This is a genomic window from Microcystis sp. M144S2 (assembly GCF_020246065.1).
In the GTDB taxonomy this organism is placed as follows: domain Bacteria; phylum Cyanobacteriota; class Cyanobacteriia; order Cyanobacteriales; family Microcystaceae; genus Microcystis; species Microcystis ichthyoblabe_A.
On the sequence record NZ_JADBTR010000191.1, the window covers coordinates 19805 to 35930 of the forward strand.

Annotated in this window: 17 protein-coding genes; 9 read left to right on the plus strand and 8 right to left on the minus strand. The window is 43.4% G+C overall.

The annotated features are described in order from the left end of the window. Positions 1-10: 10 nt before the first annotated feature. Entirely contained in the window at positions 11-964 is a 954-nt protein-coding gene (locus IM462_RS20815; protein ID WP_287701606.1) for a tetratricopeptide repeat protein, read from the minus strand. Positions 965-1254: 290 nt separating this feature from the next. On the opposite strand from IM462_RS20815, the gene IM462_RS20820 reads away from it, so the two are divergent. Further along, positions 1255-1764 carry a YceD family protein gene (locus tag IM462_RS20820; RefSeq protein WP_287701608.1) on the plus strand — a complete coding sequence of 170 codons (510 nt, stop codon included), beginning with the start codon at positions 1255-1257 and terminating at the stop codon, positions 1762-1764. A gap of 61 nt (positions 1765-1825) precedes the next feature. Here the strand turns inward: IM462_RS20820 and IM462_RS20825 are convergent, their stop codons facing one another. Both IM462_RS20825 and IM462_RS20830 read right to left on the minus strand, forming a co-directional pair. Then, on the minus strand, positions 1826-2788 hold the full coding sequence (locus tag IM462_RS20825) for a glycosyltransferase family 9 protein (protein ID WP_287701610.1): 963 nt from the start codon (positions 2786-2788) through the stop codon (positions 1826-1828). A gap of 322 nt (positions 2789-3110) precedes the next feature. Beyond that, positions 3111-3713: a M23 family metallopeptidase gene (locus tag IM462_RS20830; protein ID WP_287701612.1), complete on the minus strand. Its 603-nt coding sequence runs from the start codon at positions 3711-3713 to the stop codon at positions 3111-3113. 180 nt (positions 3714-3893) lie between these two features. Here IM462_RS20830 and serS point away from each other — a divergent pair, with 180 nt between their 5' ends. Beyond that, on the plus strand, positions 3894-5177 hold the full coding sequence (gene serS / locus IM462_RS20835; protein ID WP_287701614.1) for a serine--tRNA ligase: 1284 nt from the start codon (positions 3894-3896) through the stop codon (positions 5175-5177). Between the two features lie 360 nt (positions 5178-5537). Here the strand turns inward: serS and IM462_RS20840 are convergent, their stop codons facing one another. Further along, complete coding sequence (locus IM462_RS20840; RefSeq protein WP_287701616.1) at positions 5538-6698, minus strand: 2,3-diketo-5-methylthiopentyl-1-phosphate enolase; 1161 nt, start codon at positions 6696-6698, stop codon at positions 5538-5540. A 269-nt stretch (positions 6699-6967) separates the two neighbouring features. Here IM462_RS20840 and IM462_RS20845 point away from each other — a divergent pair, with 269 nt between their 5' ends. The 4 genes from IM462_RS20845 to IM462_RS20860 all read left to right on the plus strand — a co-directional run bounded on the left by IM462_RS20845 (position 6968) and on the right by IM462_RS20860 (position 11164). Further along, entirely contained in the window at positions 6968-8086 is a 1119-nt protein-coding gene (locus IM462_RS20845; protein ID WP_287701618.1) for a peptidylprolyl isomerase, read from the plus strand. 597 nt (positions 8087-8683) lie between these two features. Beyond that, entirely contained in the window at positions 8684-10276 is a 1593-nt protein-coding gene (locus IM462_RS20850) for an ArnT family glycosyltransferase (protein ID WP_287701620.1), read from the plus strand. Between the two features lie 115 nt (positions 10277-10391). Continuing rightward, the gene (locus IM462_RS20855; protein WP_002738176.1) at positions 10392-10856 is read left to right on the plus strand and encodes a DNA phosphorothioation-associated protein 4; all 465 of its coding nucleotides are present in this window, start codon (positions 10392-10394) and stop codon (positions 10854-10856) included. Between the two features lie 92 nt (positions 10857-10948). After that, a complete protein-coding gene (locus IM462_RS20860; protein ID WP_287715583.1) occupies positions 10949-11164 on the plus strand; it encodes a hypothetical protein in 216 nt (71 codons plus the stop codon). Positions 11165-11279: 115 nt separating this feature from the next. On the opposite strand, the gene IM462_RS20865 is transcribed toward IM462_RS20860, so the two are convergent. From IM462_RS20865 to IM462_RS20880, 4 genes are all read right to left on the minus strand, one after another. Then, complete coding sequence (locus tag IM462_RS20865; protein ID WP_287704114.1) at positions 11280-12620, minus strand: aromatic ring-hydroxylating dioxygenase subunit alpha; 1341 nt, start codon at positions 12618-12620, stop codon at positions 11280-11282. 126 nt (positions 12621-12746) lie between these two features. Beyond that, positions 12747-13376 (minus strand): DUF1361 domain-containing protein, encoded by a 630-nt coding sequence (locus IM462_RS20870; RefSeq protein WP_287704112.1) that lies wholly within the window; start codon positions 13374-13376, stop codon positions 12747-12749. A 3-nt stretch (positions 13377-13379) separates the two neighbouring features. Beyond that, entirely contained in the window at positions 13380-13796 is a 417-nt protein-coding gene (locus IM462_RS20875; protein ID WP_287704110.1) for an acyl-CoA thioesterase, read from the minus strand. 7 nt (positions 13797-13803) lie between these two features. After that, positions 13804-14322 carry a cofactor assembly of complex C subunit B gene (locus IM462_RS20880; RefSeq protein ID WP_002734244.1) on the minus strand — a complete coding sequence of 173 codons (519 nt, stop codon included), beginning with the start codon at positions 14320-14322 and terminating at the stop codon, positions 13804-13806. Between the two features lie 135 nt (positions 14323-14457). Here IM462_RS20880 and IM462_RS20885 point away from each other — a divergent pair, with 135 nt between their 5' ends. From IM462_RS20885 to IM462_RS20895, 3 genes are all read left to right on the plus strand, one after another. Continuing rightward, the gene (locus tag IM462_RS20885; RefSeq protein WP_287704108.1) at positions 14458-15363 is read left to right on the plus strand and encodes a metal ABC transporter permease; all 906 of its coding nucleotides are present in this window, start codon (positions 14458-14460) and stop codon (positions 15361-15363) included. A gap of 163 nt (positions 15364-15526) precedes the next feature. Then, complete coding sequence (locus IM462_RS20890) at positions 15527-15844, plus strand: helix-turn-helix domain-containing protein (RefSeq protein WP_287704106.1); 318 nt, start codon at positions 15527-15529, stop codon at positions 15842-15844. 9 nt (positions 15845-15853) lie between these two features. Continuing rightward, a partial coding sequence (locus IM462_RS20895) for a winged helix-turn-helix domain-containing protein (RefSeq protein ID WP_287715588.1) occupies positions 15854-16126 on the plus strand: 273 nt, incomplete at its 3' end.

A 16126-nucleotide genomic window follows, 5' to 3' on the forward strand; every position in this document is an offset into this window, starting at 1 on the left:
GATCGCTATTCTAAACAATGGGAGATGGTAGGGAAAGTAACTGTTGGTGAATCTGCTCGATTAGGGCGAGGATTTGCCGATAATTGTGGTGCAATCCCTGTTGATAGAGGTGATTGGCTCCTTGATTTAAATCCGCTAAAGCTGATTGATAATAACCCAATTGATGCCGCAGTAATCCCCTTCTAATATAAGCATCGGCATAAAAAGGATCGATGGCAATCGCCTGATTTAAATGAGCGATCGAGCGGTCGTATTCACCTAATTGGTGAGCGGTACAAGCTAGATTATAGTAGGCTGAGGCGTTATTTTTATTTAACCGGAGAGCTTGATTAAAATCCGCTTTGGCTGAGGTAAAATTTCGGAGGGCTAAATGAGATAAACCTCGATCATTATAAATAGTAGCTAAAGTGTCGGGTTGCTGGTTAGTAACTTGACGCAAGGATTGATTAAAATCCGCTAGGGCAAGGGGATAATTTTTCATGGCTGCCTGAACTAAACCCCGATTATAATAGGCTTGATAATAGGTGGGTTTTAGCCGGATAGTCTGGTTATAATCGGTCAGCGCCTGTGAATAATCTCCCAAACGATAAAAAGCTAAACCCCGATGGAAATAGGCTAGATAATTATCGGATTGCTGTTGTAAAGAGCGCGTGCAGTCCTGCCAAGCGTGGAGATAATCCTGCAAATAAATCTCAGTTAAACAACGATTACTGTAGGCTAGGGCCAAGTTATTTTCCCGTTCCAGCGACTGATTGAAATCCTGCAAAGCTTGCTGATAATTACCCGCCTCTAGTTGTTCAATTCCCGATCGCAACCAATAGGATGAATGTACTGATTGAGCCGCTTTTCCCTGCCGAGGCCATCCCCCCAGCACAAGCGAGCAGAGCAGTGCAACCATAACCAATCCACCGAGGCGAGGAAGAAAATTTTTCAAAACCGTTGACATAGGAGTACCTTTGTGCATATACTCCCAATTCTGAGGAAACTTTCTTGATCGATCAACAGACAGCCTGTCAAATGCAGTTATCAGTTATCAGTTATCAGTTATCAGATGTGAGTTTTCAGTTCACTGATTACTGTTTACTGTTCACTGTTCACTGAAAATACACCCCACACCCCAAAGTCTAGGACTGGTCTATGTCTCTAGAGGCGAGGGCTGCGATAAACTAATAAAAGAAAGATTGTCACCGAGCAATTATGGTGGCGTTACTCGCTAACGCAGTTGACACCCGATAAATGATACAGGAGTTATCTATGGAAACTATTTTTATCCCCCACCTCCTCAAATCTCCTGATCGACAAAGAGTGATCATCATCGATAATTTTATCCCCGATCTAGAAACCTTGACACCAGTGCGGGGGACCTTGCTGGTTAGACATGGGGGGAATTTTTTGGAAGTATCGGTGAAAGCAGAAACCATCGTCACCTTAACCTGCGATCGCTGTTTACAACAATATAATCATCGTCTGCAATTAAACACTTCCGAATTAATCTGGCTAGACAAAAATAAAGACTACGATAACTCCTATCCTCTAGAGCGAGAAATAGCCTACGAAGACCTCTCGGAAACCCTCGATCCTAACGGGGATTTTGACCCGCAAATGTGGTTATACGAGCAGTTATGTCTAACTTTGCCCCCCCGTCAACTCTGCGGAGCCAATTGTCAACCACCCGATTTTTTTCTTCCAGAAAATACTGCCATCGATGGTCGTTGGGCCTCCCTAGAATCCTTGAAAAGTCAGTTATCTCAATCGCAAAATTGAGCCTTGATGCCGATTTTTTTCGGGTTTCGAGCCACAAGAAAAGCGATCGAAACCCGATTATTTACCGGCCCCAAATCTTTTTCAGGACAGTTTCGGGGGTAATATCGGCGACTTTTCCCGTATTAGCCTCAATATATCGATGCAGCTCTCCCCCACTCGGTAAAACTCTCTTAGACAACGAAGGAACCAGCAGAGATAGGGTATAGGTTCCCACGGCCACGGCTAACTGTAAAGGGACACTTTCGGTAGCTAACAATAAATTAGCCCCGGCGATCATAGCCGCCATTTTACCGATATCGGCCGTTCTGGACACTTTTAAGTTATTATCCATGGCTTTGAGGGCTAAAACCCAAGCTTCATCTAGTTCTCCCTGGATCGCGACAATTGGCAAATCCGGTTGTTGATGGCGAATGCCTTGGATAATTTCTAGCCAACTCTCCAGGGGATAAAGCGTTTCCAGTCCTTGGCTGATGCTCAGATCGCTACCGCCGGCGTAGAGGAGAATATAGCCGCTATCCTTGATATTGAGGCGTTGCTGCTCCATTTCGGCCCAATCGATATCATCGCGATTCAAGGTTAGTTTTAAAGGTGGACAGGGTGCGGCAATCTTTAAACCTTTGACCAGTGCGTGATAATTATCCGCTAGATAGCCTTCCGTTGGCTGGGGTACTTGTTGCGATAAGAACCAGCTGCCATTATTTTCGTAGCCTATACGGTTAGGAACACCATTTAACCAGAGTAAAAGATTGATAGCAGGACGATTGGTGAGACTAATGGCGATTTCGTACTCCCGGTCCCGAATTACTCCCAAAATATTTAAATAATCCGCTAATCCGTACTGATCTCGATAGTCAAATAAAAGCACTTCCCTAACCTGGGGACAGAGACGATAGGCAGCCTTTGCCCTAGGTTCGACCAAAACATCGATGCTGCTTTGGGGGTAAGTTTGCTGGAGGGTTTCTAGAGTGGGAAAAAACAGCAGTTGATTGCTAATTCCTCCCGGTACAAGGGTTAATATTCGCATTTTATCTGGATATACCTGAATCGATCAGCTTAATTTTAGCAGTGTCCCTCGTTATTCACTAAATCTGGGCAGCGATGTTTTTTCCCCACAGAATGCGATCGCAGATTCTCTAATTCCCCCTGACTTGAAAGAGGGTGTAGGGTGTAGGGTGTGGGGTGTGGGGTGTAGGGAAGGAAAGCTCTTTCACCTGTGGGGGTGAAAATTTTTTCATCGGGACTGACTTGAAAGTGGGAAGTGGGAAGTGGGAAGTGGGAAGTGGGAAGTGGGAAGTGGATACTACTTTCATGCTTGACGCTGTAACTTGTTGCATCGGGACTTCCTCTTAAGTATTACCGGAAGGATTAGAACCGTACATAGCATTTAAAACCAAAGCGGGGTCAACGTATTGATTGCCGTACATCAGTCCCCAGTGCAGGTGTGGTCCGGTGGTGCGTCCGGTCATTCCCACTCTAGCCATACGGGCCCCTGCCGGTATATCCTGACCGAGAGTAAGGACGATTCCTCCTGACCTGTCAATCAAAAAAGTACCACGGCTATCGGATTGAACCGAACCCATGAGATGACAATAAATATGCGTCCATTGACCCGATTGCATCTTAATCATGGTGCCACAGCCTGTATTATCCGATAACTCGACGATTCTGCCGGTCCACCAATTGCGGATATAACTGCCTAAGGGTGCGGCCAGATCTAACCCGGCATGAAATTGTTGACTGCCATCCATGGGAGAGAAACGATAACCGAAACCGGAGGTATAGGTTTGAAAGTTTTCCACGGGAAAGGAGGCCCCGGCCCAAGCATTTTGAGCCATGAGGGTGGGATTAGCTTTAACGGGGTGTAAACGGTCAAATCCTAGAGAAATTAACGTTACAAGACAGCTAATCGCTAAAAAACGCAGGAATTTAACAGGCAGATATTTGAGCATGAGACTTACTCCAGACACCACAATTAAATATACCGCTAATCTTACCAGCGGCTTTTAACCGATATTTTAGTTAAGTTTTGAGTTATTATTGACCTTTGGTTAGCGGTTGACAACATTTCCCCTCAGGCTGCCGATTCTCCGACTCCCCCACTTAATTTTTACTTTTTACTGACTCGTACCATGTTAGACCTAAAGCAAATTAGAGAAAATCCAGAGGAAGTGCAGAAACGCTTAGATAGTCGGGGAGGTAGTTATGATATTGCCCCTATTCTCCAGTTAAATCAACAACAGAAGGCTTTAGAGTTAGAACGCAGCAGTTTACAGGCCCGGGGTAACGAAATCGGTAAACTGGTGGGACAAAAAGTGAAAAGTGGCAGCGATGTCAACAGTCCCGAAATTTTGGCAATGAAAACAGAAGGAAACGAGATTAAAAGTAAACTAGCTCAATTAGAACCGCAGGAAAAAGAGATTAAAGCGGCCATTGACCAAAAAATCTTAGATTTACCCAATTTACCCAGTGAAACCACTCCTATCGGTAAGGATGAACGGGAAAATGTCGAAGTCAAACGCTGGGGAGAGGAATATAAACCCACCAACCCGAATATTTTGCCTCACTGGGAAATTGGGGAAAAATTGGGCATTTTAGACTTTGAACGGGCAGTAAAGATCGCCCAGAGTCGTTTTGTTAATCTTATCGCCCTCGGGGCAGCCCTAGAAAGAGCTTTAATTAATTTTATGCTCGATCGCCATATTGTCGCCGGTTATACAGAAGTTTTACCGCCAATTTTAATTAATAGTGACTCCCTGCGCGGGACGGGACAACTGCCAAAATTCGCGGAAGAAAGCTTTAAATGTCGAGATGATGAGCTTTGGTTAGCACCAACGGCAGAAGTACCCGTAACTAACCTTTATCGCGATGAAATCCTCTCATCGGAGCAATTACCGATCAAACACTGTGCCTATACTCCCTGTTTTCGTCGGGAAGCGGGCAGCTATGGCAAAGATACGAGGGGCTTGATCCGTTTGCATCAATTTAATAAGGTGGAAATGGTCAAAATCGTCCATCCTGACGCTTCTGCTCAGGAACATGAAAGTTTAGTCGCTAATGCGGAGGCAATCCTGCAAGCTTTACAGTTGCCCTATCGGGTGATTGAATTGTGTAGCGGTGACTTGGGTTTTTCGGCGGCCAAATGTTATGACTTAGAAGTGTGGCTACCTTCGGCTAATACCTATCGGGAAATTTCCAGTTGTTCTAATTTTAGAGACTTCCAGGCACGACGGGCAAATATTCGCTTTAAAGAAAAAGGGCAAAAAGGCACTAATTTTGTCCACACCCTCAACGGTTCGGGATTAGCGATCGGTCGTACTATGGCCGCTGTCCTAGAAAATTATCAACAGCCGGACGGGACGGTAAAAGTGCCGGAAGTGCTGCAACCCTATCTAAAACGGGAAGTTATTTGTTAATTTTTGATAAAAATGCTTGACAAAATGTCTATATAGGGTTTGCTGAATAAATCTAAAAACCTTGTTGGGTAAGACTTTTAGACCTTTTGTCAATCAAAAAGTACCGGATATGGGAGTGATCAGGGGGAAAATTCAGGTACTTTTTCCCTGAAAATTGGGTAGTTGACCACGGCTCGACTGAGCTTCGCCGAACGTCCTGAAAATCGGTAAAACCCTACACCCCACACCCGTTCGGACCTCGGCGTGAGCTCGGTCGAACGCTGAGCTCACGGCCGAAGCCCACACCCCACACCCCACACCCTGCCCCCAAGAAAAACTTTTTGCCGCAAACCCTATATAGTGCATTTGAAAAAGTTGCTCTTAACCCCACTCTAGAATTGCCTGTTTTAAGGCTCCTTCCGGCAAATTGGCCGGATCAAAGGACTCACCCGCTTCTATTCTGGCTAAAGCTTCAAAAAAGGCTCTCACACCACTGGCCGGTCCCGATGGGTGGTCCATAATTCCAGTTCCCGCATTGAGGATAACATTACGTCCGTAATCCCCAAGGACCTGGGGAACAATACCTGGACGAATGCCGGCCGAGGGAACCGGAAAAACGTTTCTATCGCGCAAAATATCGCGAATTTTGCCTTCCTCCTGCGGATCGAAGGGTAAACTACCGTAAGCGGCGGGATATAGCACCGCATCGGCTCCTGCGTGGGCCATCATCGTCCCCAAAACCACAGAATAGGCTAATCCCGTATCAGTACCGGCACACATCGCTCCGGCAAAGGCAGGATGGGCGAAAATAGGCACATCGATCGCCGGATCACTGGCTAAAGCTTCTAAAACGGAAAAACCGTAGGTAAGAACGTTTAATAACAGGGCATTAGCCCCATGTTTCACCAATAAACGGGCTTTTCTCTGCAATTCGTCCGCTTTTCCAGTGACATTGACCGCATAGAGAACATTTCTACCGGTTTGCTGCCGCACTTCCTCCAAAACTCGGCGACAACAATCTAGGCGCTCGTGGGTGGGAGCCACGGGAAGATCCGCCATGATTTCATCATCTTTAATCACGTCTAAGCCAGCAAAAGCCACTTCTCGCAGGATATCGGCGTGATCTTGGGCTGATAGTCCTAAAGCGGGTTTAAAAATTGCCATGACTAGAGGTCGATCATAAACCCCCAAACGTTGCCTAATTCCGGTGATTCCCAGCTTGGCTTTCGTGCCGTAGGTTTCGGGGAGATACACCCCCACCACTTTTCCGGCTCCAGCCATGGAATATTTGCCGAAAATCATGGTTAAAAGACTGGCGATGTCATTTTCAACGTTTATCTGGGGAAACCGCACCCTAGCCACCTTATAACCGTCGGCTTCCTCCCTGATCCCCACCACTTCCGCTAGGTGTTGTTGCAGCTGCTCTTGACGATGACTGTGGCGATCGCTCCAAGTGCCGGCGGTTTGACCGATAGCGATCGTTTTTGCCTGTTTTTCGGCATTAATAGCGGGAGGAAAGCGATAATCGACGATAATAGTCATAAAAGGAAAAAAAAGGGAGTGGGAATTATCAATTATAAATTATGAATTGGGAGCGGGGGAATTGGGGAGGTGGGGAGGTGGGGAGGTGGGGAATTGGGGAATTGGGGAGGTGGGGAGCCTTTTTTCAGTAAACAGTAATGGGTGAACTGATAACTGATAACTGATAACTGATAATGGCTTCGATCGATTTTCTTAGCTATTGACAAGGGTTCCCCTAAAAGCCTACAAGTATTTTGGATAGGTATGACCATTGAGGAACCGACCAAAATATGAAAATAACGACAAGATTACGGGAATGGGGCAAATTTTTCTTAAAAAGCGGCGCTAGTATTGCCCTAGCACTATTTTTAATCTTAAGTCTGTTCACGGTTAAGGGGACTGCCCCTGCTTTGGCTGTGCTTGCTCAGGGTGACGCGGTAACGGATCCCACTGCTATTTTACGCAATGCCTTACCCATAGATAATAAACCAATTCGTCAAGTGCAACAATCGATCGAAGATATTGCCAAACATCTGCGGGCCAAACGTTGGAGTCCGATTAAAAAAGATGTCAAGGATGCCAATTATGCCCTTTCTACCAAAAGCAAGGCTATCTTAGATAGTGTTCCCGAAGCAAGTAAAAGCCAAGGGGAGGAATTAATCGAAAAACTGAAAACGGGAGTGGCGGCCCTGGATACGGCCGTAGAAGCGAAGGATAAAGAGGCAGTTTGGTCAACCAGACGAGAATTGCTCAATAATATCACCGCTTTAGAAGAATTAATGGTAGTGGGTTTTCCCTTTAACGTTCCCCCGGAATACGCTAACTTGCCGCAATTGCGAGGACGTGCCACCGTAGAGATGCAGACCACCAAAGGAGATTTAACCATCGTTGTGGATGGTTACAGCGCTCCGATTAATGGGGGTAACTTTCTGGATTTAGTCCAACGGGGTTTTTATGACGGTTTACCCTTCATTCGCAGCGAAGATAATTTCGTTGTCCAAACCGGGGATCCCGTCGGTGCAGAAGAGGGATTTATTGACCCGAAAACTAAGCAATATCGCTCTATTCCCTTAGAAATTTTGATCAAAGGGGAAGAAGAGCCAGTTTATGGCAATACTCTCGAAGAATTAGGGATTTACTTACCCAGTCTCGCCTTACCTTTTAACGCTTTCGGTGCATTAGCCCTAGCGCGTCCGGATACTAATCCTAACGGAGGTTCCTCGCAATTCTTTTTCTTTAAATTCGATAATGAATTAACTCCTCCGGGGTTTAATCTCATGGATGGTCGTTATTCGGTTTTTGGCTATTTAGTCCAGGGAAAAGAGGTGTTAGAAGAACTTACCGATAAGGATAAGATTATCACCGCTAAAGTGGTTTATGGCTTAAATAATCTCGTCCAACCTAGCTAGGTTGGGGGTTTTTAACTGGGTTTTGTTAAGGCACAGAGATTAGTCAAGCTAGGGGAAGCAGCTCAGATTCTGGGTACTTCCCCCGATACCCCTAGGGTCGTTTCATTCTCTCATCGGAATAAATATCTGAAAATTTTTCAAAACGTCGTGCTTTGTAGGGTTGATTCATGAATCAACCCTACTATGAATCAACCCTACTATGAATCAACCCTTGATAAGGGGGGTGCTGATCCCCCCTTAATCCCCCCTTGATAAGGGGGGTGCCTGACAACTTTTAACACCTACCTACTTAAGATTATTAATTCTGCAATCTATAGCCCTGATTATTATTGATTTGATGGCGGCAAAAGTTATTTAATTAACATCAGTTTTATCTAAGTTACCCTTTCCCTTAATCCTCGTTCATATACCCAATCAGTAACGTCTGGGGAGAGTTTGCTGATAGCCAAGGACTAAGAGATGACAGAGTTGGTGATATAGTAACTAAAGATCACATTTAAATCTAAACTTGCCATAGATGCACAAATCTCGAATCTGGCAAACCCAAAAATCTCCCGTCTCTAACATCAGTTTTAGCGATGAAATGAGGTAAGAATTTTGACCAAAATACTTAGCGATCGCATTGCCGTTTATCTGCTCATCGGTGGACTTCTGTTTAGAACAATCATCGCCCTGGGGCTTTATCCCGGGTACGATGAGGCATATTATTATGTTTACAGCCATAATCTGGATTGGAGCTATTTCGATCATCCGCCAATAGTAGCGATTTCCACGGGTTTTGGGACTTGGATCACGGGATTAGTCAATCAATTTACCATTCGCTTCGGTACTCTCCTCCTCTATACTGGCAGCCTCTGCTTACTATATCTGACAGCTTTAAAATTGTTCAGTCTGCCAGTCGCCAGAATGACTTTAGCGATCGCCACTCTGATCCCCATCTATGGGATCGTCTTCGGGATTCTCTCGCAGCCAGATAGTCCTTTAATCTTTTTTTGGTCATTAACAGTCTATTTAGCTGCCCAAGAATTCTGGCCAATTCGAGGAAAAAACTATCATCCTAGCTATCGTCTCGCTTATATTGGACTTGCCGTAGGATTGGCGGTTTTAAGTAAATATCACGGCTTTATTTTGGGCTTTGGTTTAGTTTTATTTTGTCTGACCACTCCCCGCTATTGGCCTGTATTTAGATCCCCCTGGTTGGGATTAGGATTTATTCTTTTTTTGATAACTTTACTGCCGATTATCTACTGGAATATTAACCATGATTGGATATCCTTTCGCTTTCATTTAGAAGACCGTTTTTCTGGAGAACCGAAAACCTTTAATATTCTTGGTATTCTCTCGGTTGTTGGCATTAGTATCGCCACGATGTTTCCTCCTTTTGGTCTGCCGATGTGGTGGGTGACATTTAAAAGCTTTGCCGAACAAATTCCTAACTTTCTCTCGAAAAAAAGATTTTTTCATCGAGATGAAGAATCACTCAAAAAATGGTTAATTATCTCGGTTTCTCTGCCTTTAATCCTGGGAATGCTTTATGTGGGTGCTTCCCATTATCTTGCTCCTAGTTGGATTTTACCCGGGTTTTGGTCCTGCACGATTTTATTAGGAGAAAAGGCCAATACTTGGCAGCAATCTTCTCGAATCTGGGTAAAAAGATGGTTATGGGGATCAGGAATTTTTATCGTTACTCTTTTATCTATAGCAATGCTTCACGTTACGCTTGGTACTTTCCAAAAACCTAGTCAATACGCAATCTTTGGGGGAATTATTGCCCCAGAACAGGACCCTTCTCGGGAAATTGTCGATATTGATCAACTGCGCCAAAACTTTGCTAATTCGCCCGAATTATTAGCACTCTTAAAAGATTCTAGCTTCGTTTTTACCCATAGTTTTTATGTGACAGCATGGCTAGATATGGCTCTTTATCCCCTAGTTCCTATTCCCGTCACCTGTTTTAACAACGATCAAAGGGGTTATCAAATTTGGGTTAATCCTCAAGAATGGATCGGTAAAAATGGTTTATTAATTACTACGAATAGTTCTCTAGAAAGACCAGAAATAATCGATCGCTACCGTCCCTATTTCCAAGATATAACTAAAGTAGCTGTCATTCCGATCAAGCGCGGTGGTGTCACCATCGAACAATTTCATGTTTACCAAGCTAAAGGACTAATTAAAACTTATCCTTAAAGCAGTTATCATTTATTAGCGGATAGGGGATAGATCAATTAGTTCATAAATACTCCTGATTTCTATCTTCTGAATTGTGTAAACTTTTTAACTTTTTACTTTTTACTTGATAAATATGTCCATTCATCGAGTGCGTATTGCTAGAGATAAAGGGGAATTTGTCCAGTCCTTAGTTAATTTTAATCAGGGAATTGGACCCTTTCAAACCTATGCTGATGTCATCGCTTTTGCGGCGGCTTTAGGGGTAAGATATCAGGAGAGGGTGGCGATAGAAAATGTAGCGAAGGAACCCTCACCTATTAACCTAGAAATTTTTATTTCTCGTGGCTACGATACCCTAATCAAATTATTGGCAGTTAATGAATTGCAAGACACGAAAATTCTTTCTCCCCACGGGGTAGATTCGGAAGCTTTGCGAGTGACAATTTTCGAGGAATATGCCAACGCTGGTTTAGCAAGATTAGAACGAGAATTGCGCGGGGCGGTGGATTATACTGAAAGATTATTGTTAATTATCAGTCAGGAACGTTTTCGAGAAATTACTGCCACAACCGAATTCGATTTAGGCAGATTTTTGTAGTAGAAATCTTAGTTAAGTACCTAAGTAAAATTAATTACACATCTCGCTAACTCCTGACTTCGGGTGCATCTCATTTTTGTAAATCTAGCAAGTTGGGATTTTTACGCGAAAACTCTCTGATAAAATCTGGCATTACTTCCGATTTTATCACTCAATCCAAGCTTTTGGGGGGTTCTACCCCCCAAACCCCCCGTTGGGGGCGTGGCGCGGTCACTGAGCGTGTCGAAGTGCCGCCCCCAAACCCCCCGCGCATTAGCTTTTCGGTGGGATGCTTACAGGCAGCTGCTGATACATTTGTCATCATTTAAGAGTCATACTAAATCTGGTTATTAAAAACTGATTATTTATTCACCCTTTTGCATTAGTGCCTGCTGCCTTTTACCTGTCCTGATATGTAGCCTATACTCAACGGATTTAGTATTATTACTGTAGTTTGGTATGGGCTTTTTTCTCATAGGTGCGTTCAAATTTTCTGCGGGTGTAATTGGCAGCGATCGCTATTGCTAAAGCCAAAATTGCGAAAATAAGGGCAGTAATTTGATAGATAGACTGATTTGGGGATAAAATTGCCAGTAAAACTAATAATATACCCATTAAAATCGCAATTTGTTTAGTTTTTACCATGTTTTCATGGGCATCGCTACAGGTGCGACAGTGGACAGTGTGACGAGAATAGCGATCGAGGGGTAAAGGATCGGATAAATCGATCGCCGTTGTCCGCTGGCTGGTGTAGCCTTGATAGTAGGGGAAAGAGTCCCCATAGCGGTCGAACCATTGACGTAACTCAATCACCAAGGCATCGGAACTTTTTAAGGGTAAGTATAATTTTTGTAAACTATCTCTTGACTTTTCCACCATTTGCTGCTGACTTTGAATTAAAGGTAGATCATCTTCGAGGATGCGACTTTGACGCAGATGTTCCAACCAGCGCCAACGGTATTGACGGGAGTTAACGGCAAAATTTTGGTAACGTCGCATCAGTAAGCGAGAACGACCTTGACCCAGAGAAATCCCGTATAAAGCCAATCCAGCACACCAATGGGGATTAGGCAGAGAAAAACGATAATGAACGAGATTAGGGGCTATAAAATCCAGATATTTCCAGCTTTCTTGCGGATTGCGGCTATTGCGCCACTGACTGCGAATTCCCCGCGCCGAGATTTCGAGGATTTGGAAGGCTAAAGGTTGAGCATTTTCCCGTTTTGCCCCGAATTCGCTGCGATCATGGCTAATATTAACATGGGCGGGATCGAGGAGATTTTCGAGTAAATAGCCCTGTTCGTAGGGAAAATCGATGACATAATCGGTATGGACACAATTGGGGTCTTCTAGGTCTTTGATGATAGGAATATCGCTTTCTTTCGCTGTTTCCTCTTCTCCTAACCAAACCCAGAGGACTCCCTGACGTTCCATCACCCGATAGGATTTAACCTTGGCATTGCGGGGAATCGGGGTATTAACTGGCAGTTGGGGAATATGGGAACATTTTCCATCCGTCTCGAACTGCCAACCATGGTACAAACATTCTAAACGCCCAGCGATCATCTGTCCTGTGGAGAGTTTAGCCAAGCGATGGGGACAGCGATCAAGCAAACAGCCCCATTTTCCCTGTTGATCGCGAAATATTAGCAATGGTTGCCCATAAAGAGAGAAAGAGTAGGGATTTTTTTGCCAATCCTGCACGAATAACACAGGATACCAACAATTTTGGTAGTGAAAACAGTCATCCCTAGGCAGGGGTTGAGATTGATCTGCGCTCGTCATGGCGATGAGAGAGAAAAAATATTGATCATCATCATAATATCGGTGCGGCAAATTGATCTCTGTCTTCCTACTATCTTTTAATTAATCCGAAAGGGACTAGGAGAGGGTGGAAATCTCCGATAGGCGTTAATTGTAGCCAAAAAATCGATTGTAAAGCCTTTTATTGATTTCGTATAGTAGCCAAATAATTAAAAAACAGACAGAGATGAATATCAAAGGTTTTTTAGTCAGTAAATTCTGCAAACTCCAGAAAACTTCCTGCGGTTGACTGACTAGATACCAACTATTCAGTCGGAGAAACCTTCCTAAATAGATACCGATTGCACTTAAAAAATGGAGAGCTATTTCTAGGGTTAAAACTGCTGAATTTAGCTGACTTTTCTGACAATAACTTTTTAAATTAAGTAAGGAGATAACGTATAGCTGAAAGCCAATAAAAATAAAGATACTATACTGGGGGATTAAAACTAAAAAAATTAAACTTTTGGCGTAATCCTGCTGAAGATAGGCGATTAAATGAATGCTATCGGTGAGAATATAGGGAGCATTGGGTAAAAAAAGCAGGAAAACTAAGAGAATTAACCACCAGAGTAGGGAACGATCGAGGGTGGTACGAAATAGCCAAAAGCTGAGGAGAAAGGGTATAAAGGCCAGAAAAGAATTCCAGACAATTCTCTCGGTACTGAGGTTAAATAATTGCCAAGCATTGTGCCACCAATCCCTAGTTAAAATTATCGTTAAATCTGCCCACATCATTCCTTAAATACCGGTCTCGTCTAAAGTTGATAAATATCCTAACCAATTTTTGCAAGATTCCGGGAAAGGGATTCTTTCTCTAGCGGTGGGATCAATGCACACATGGCGAGTTTTCGCTTTTGCGACCATGATTTCAGCCAAATAAATTTTATACTGCAATTCAAACTCGTTTTCGCTTAGGGATCGGGCAGTGAAATTAATCTGTATTTGATCGCCACAAAAAAGAGGACGAAAAAACTGGATTTCCGCTTGAGTAATTGGTAGGGCAACTGTATAATCTTTCAAAAAATCCTTGATATTGATGCCAAATTGTGCTAAAGAAAACTCGTAGGCTTCATGACAGATCGAGAGAAGATGGGCAAAGTAAACCACACCGGCCGCATCGGTATCGGCCAGATAAATTAGGCGCTCGTAGGACATAAAAGGCTTATTGTCTTTCTAGAAAGGTTAAACTATCTTGTAGTTGTCTTAACTCGTCCCGATGAGCTTTGACAGTTAATTCCGTTTGCTGAGATTTGCTTTCTACTTTAAAAGCCACTTCTTCTAAACGGCCGACTTTTTGCCAATAGAAAACACCCGCGAGGGGAGATAAACCCACAAGAGCAAAAATATAGGGATTAGTATCGGGAAATAACACCGATAACACCAGTGAGAAGCAAAATAAACCCAAGGCCGCCAAAATTGTCAAAAATATCGCTAGAAAGGGGCTAGGCGGCACAAAACCCTGTAATCTGACAATATTCTGTTCGGGTTCGATCGCCTTGACTTGATAGGAACGTCGGTCAAAATAATCTCGCAGTTGTTCTAATAGTTGGTCGTCACTGGTACTGGTAAGATAGACACGCTGTTCGATACGCTCTTTGACGGAACCGCGAATAAAAAAGAATAATCCCACCATGAGCAGGAGAGTCAGAAAAAAAGTTGAGGAAAGAACGGGGGTATCCATGGCGGCGGTTGGGAGCGAAAAAACTTACAATTAATCCTAATTATCCTAACCTATCTTCTCCCCCGATTTAGAAGATGGACCCTAGGAGCAAAACCTCGATCAAGAATCAGAAAAATTTAACCCCAAGGCAGATTCATGGGCAACAATCTATTAACAGGATTAATCGAACCCTTACAGTATAGTTTCATGCAGAGATCCCTAATTGAAGCTATCATCGTCGGGATCATTTGTGCGGTGGTGGGAACCTACCTGATGGTACAACGTTTGGCCCTCTTGGGCGATGCCATCAGTCACTCGGTCTTACCCGGATTAGCGATCGCTTTTATTGGTAATTTTAATCTGCTACTGGGTGCTTTACTAGCCTCAATGGTCAGTACCCTACTGATTAACTTGATCCGTAATCGTTCCCCAATCAAAGAAGATGCGGCCATGGGTATCGTTTTCTCGGCTTTTTTTGCCCTTGGCATCACCCTGATCACTCTCATCCAAAAAAACAACAAAATTGACCTTAATCACTTTCTCTTCGGCAATATTCTCGGTGTTACTGCTGCCGACATCCGCGATACCCTAATTATTGCCGTTATCGTTTTATTAACCGTTTTACTCCTGTATAAAGAACTATTATTCTACACTTTCGACAAAATCGGGGCGCAAGCGGCGGGTTTACCGGTAAATTTATTAGATTTAGGCTTAATGCTCCTGATCGGTCTGACCATCGTTGCTAGTCTCCAAGCGGTGGGAGTAATCCTCGTTTTGTCCCTTTTGATTACCCCGGCAGCCACTGCTTATCTTTTAGTTACCCGTCTCCATCAAGTCATGGGTGTGGGTGTGGGTGTGGGTATTATTTCTAGTATCAGTGGGATGTATTTAAGTTATTACTGGAATTTACCCTCTGGACCGGCGATCGTGCTTGTCGCTTTTACCCTATTTATGTTGGCCTTTTTATTCAGTCCCCGTCAAGGAATTTTCACTCATCCCTCTAGTCTAGGTGGTCAACTTTCTATCTGGGTAGAGATGAAAAATTTGTTGAGGCGGCGTTAGTTTGGGGGATAAGGTGGGTTTTTTGGCAAGTGATCAAAAAAAGCCGACGGCCGATGGCCAAAAAAGATCGGCGATTGCACTAAGGCCAAAGAGCTAACACCTTATCAGCAGGTAGGATTTTACAGCTAGAAATTACAGAGGAGTATTTTTAATAATTTTAATTATGGACAAGGCTCAGAAAATCAAAAAAGAGATCGAGGAACTAGATAAATGGATTAAAACGAATCCAGATTCAAGAGAATTAAAAAGAGCTATTGCCGTTAAATTATCTTTACAAAGATGGACTTATCAAGCGATCGCCCCGATACTCAATGTCTCTCTAAGTTTTATTGGTAAATGGAAAACTCAGTTTGAAGATCGAGGTATCGCCGGATTAAAATTATCATACCAAGGAGCAAAAAGCTACTTAGATGAAGGGCAAAAACAAGAAGTTTTCAGTTGGCTGCAACAACAAGAATATTGGGATATATCGGAGTTATAATGCTATTTAATCGACCAATTTAAGGTAGCATTTAAATCTCAAACGAGCTATTATAGTTTGCTAAAAGAAGCGAAAATTAGTTGGCGAAAAGCTCAACCTAAAAATCCTCTTCAAGACCCACAACTGGTCAAAACAAAGAACCAAAACATCCAAGATATTATAACAGGTTTATTACCAGAAATAAAAGCTAAAAATGTTGTTATATATACGATTGACGAAGTTCACCTACTAGAAGAAGACTTGACTAGCCATCTTTGGGGGAAGACAGATAAAAGACTAAAA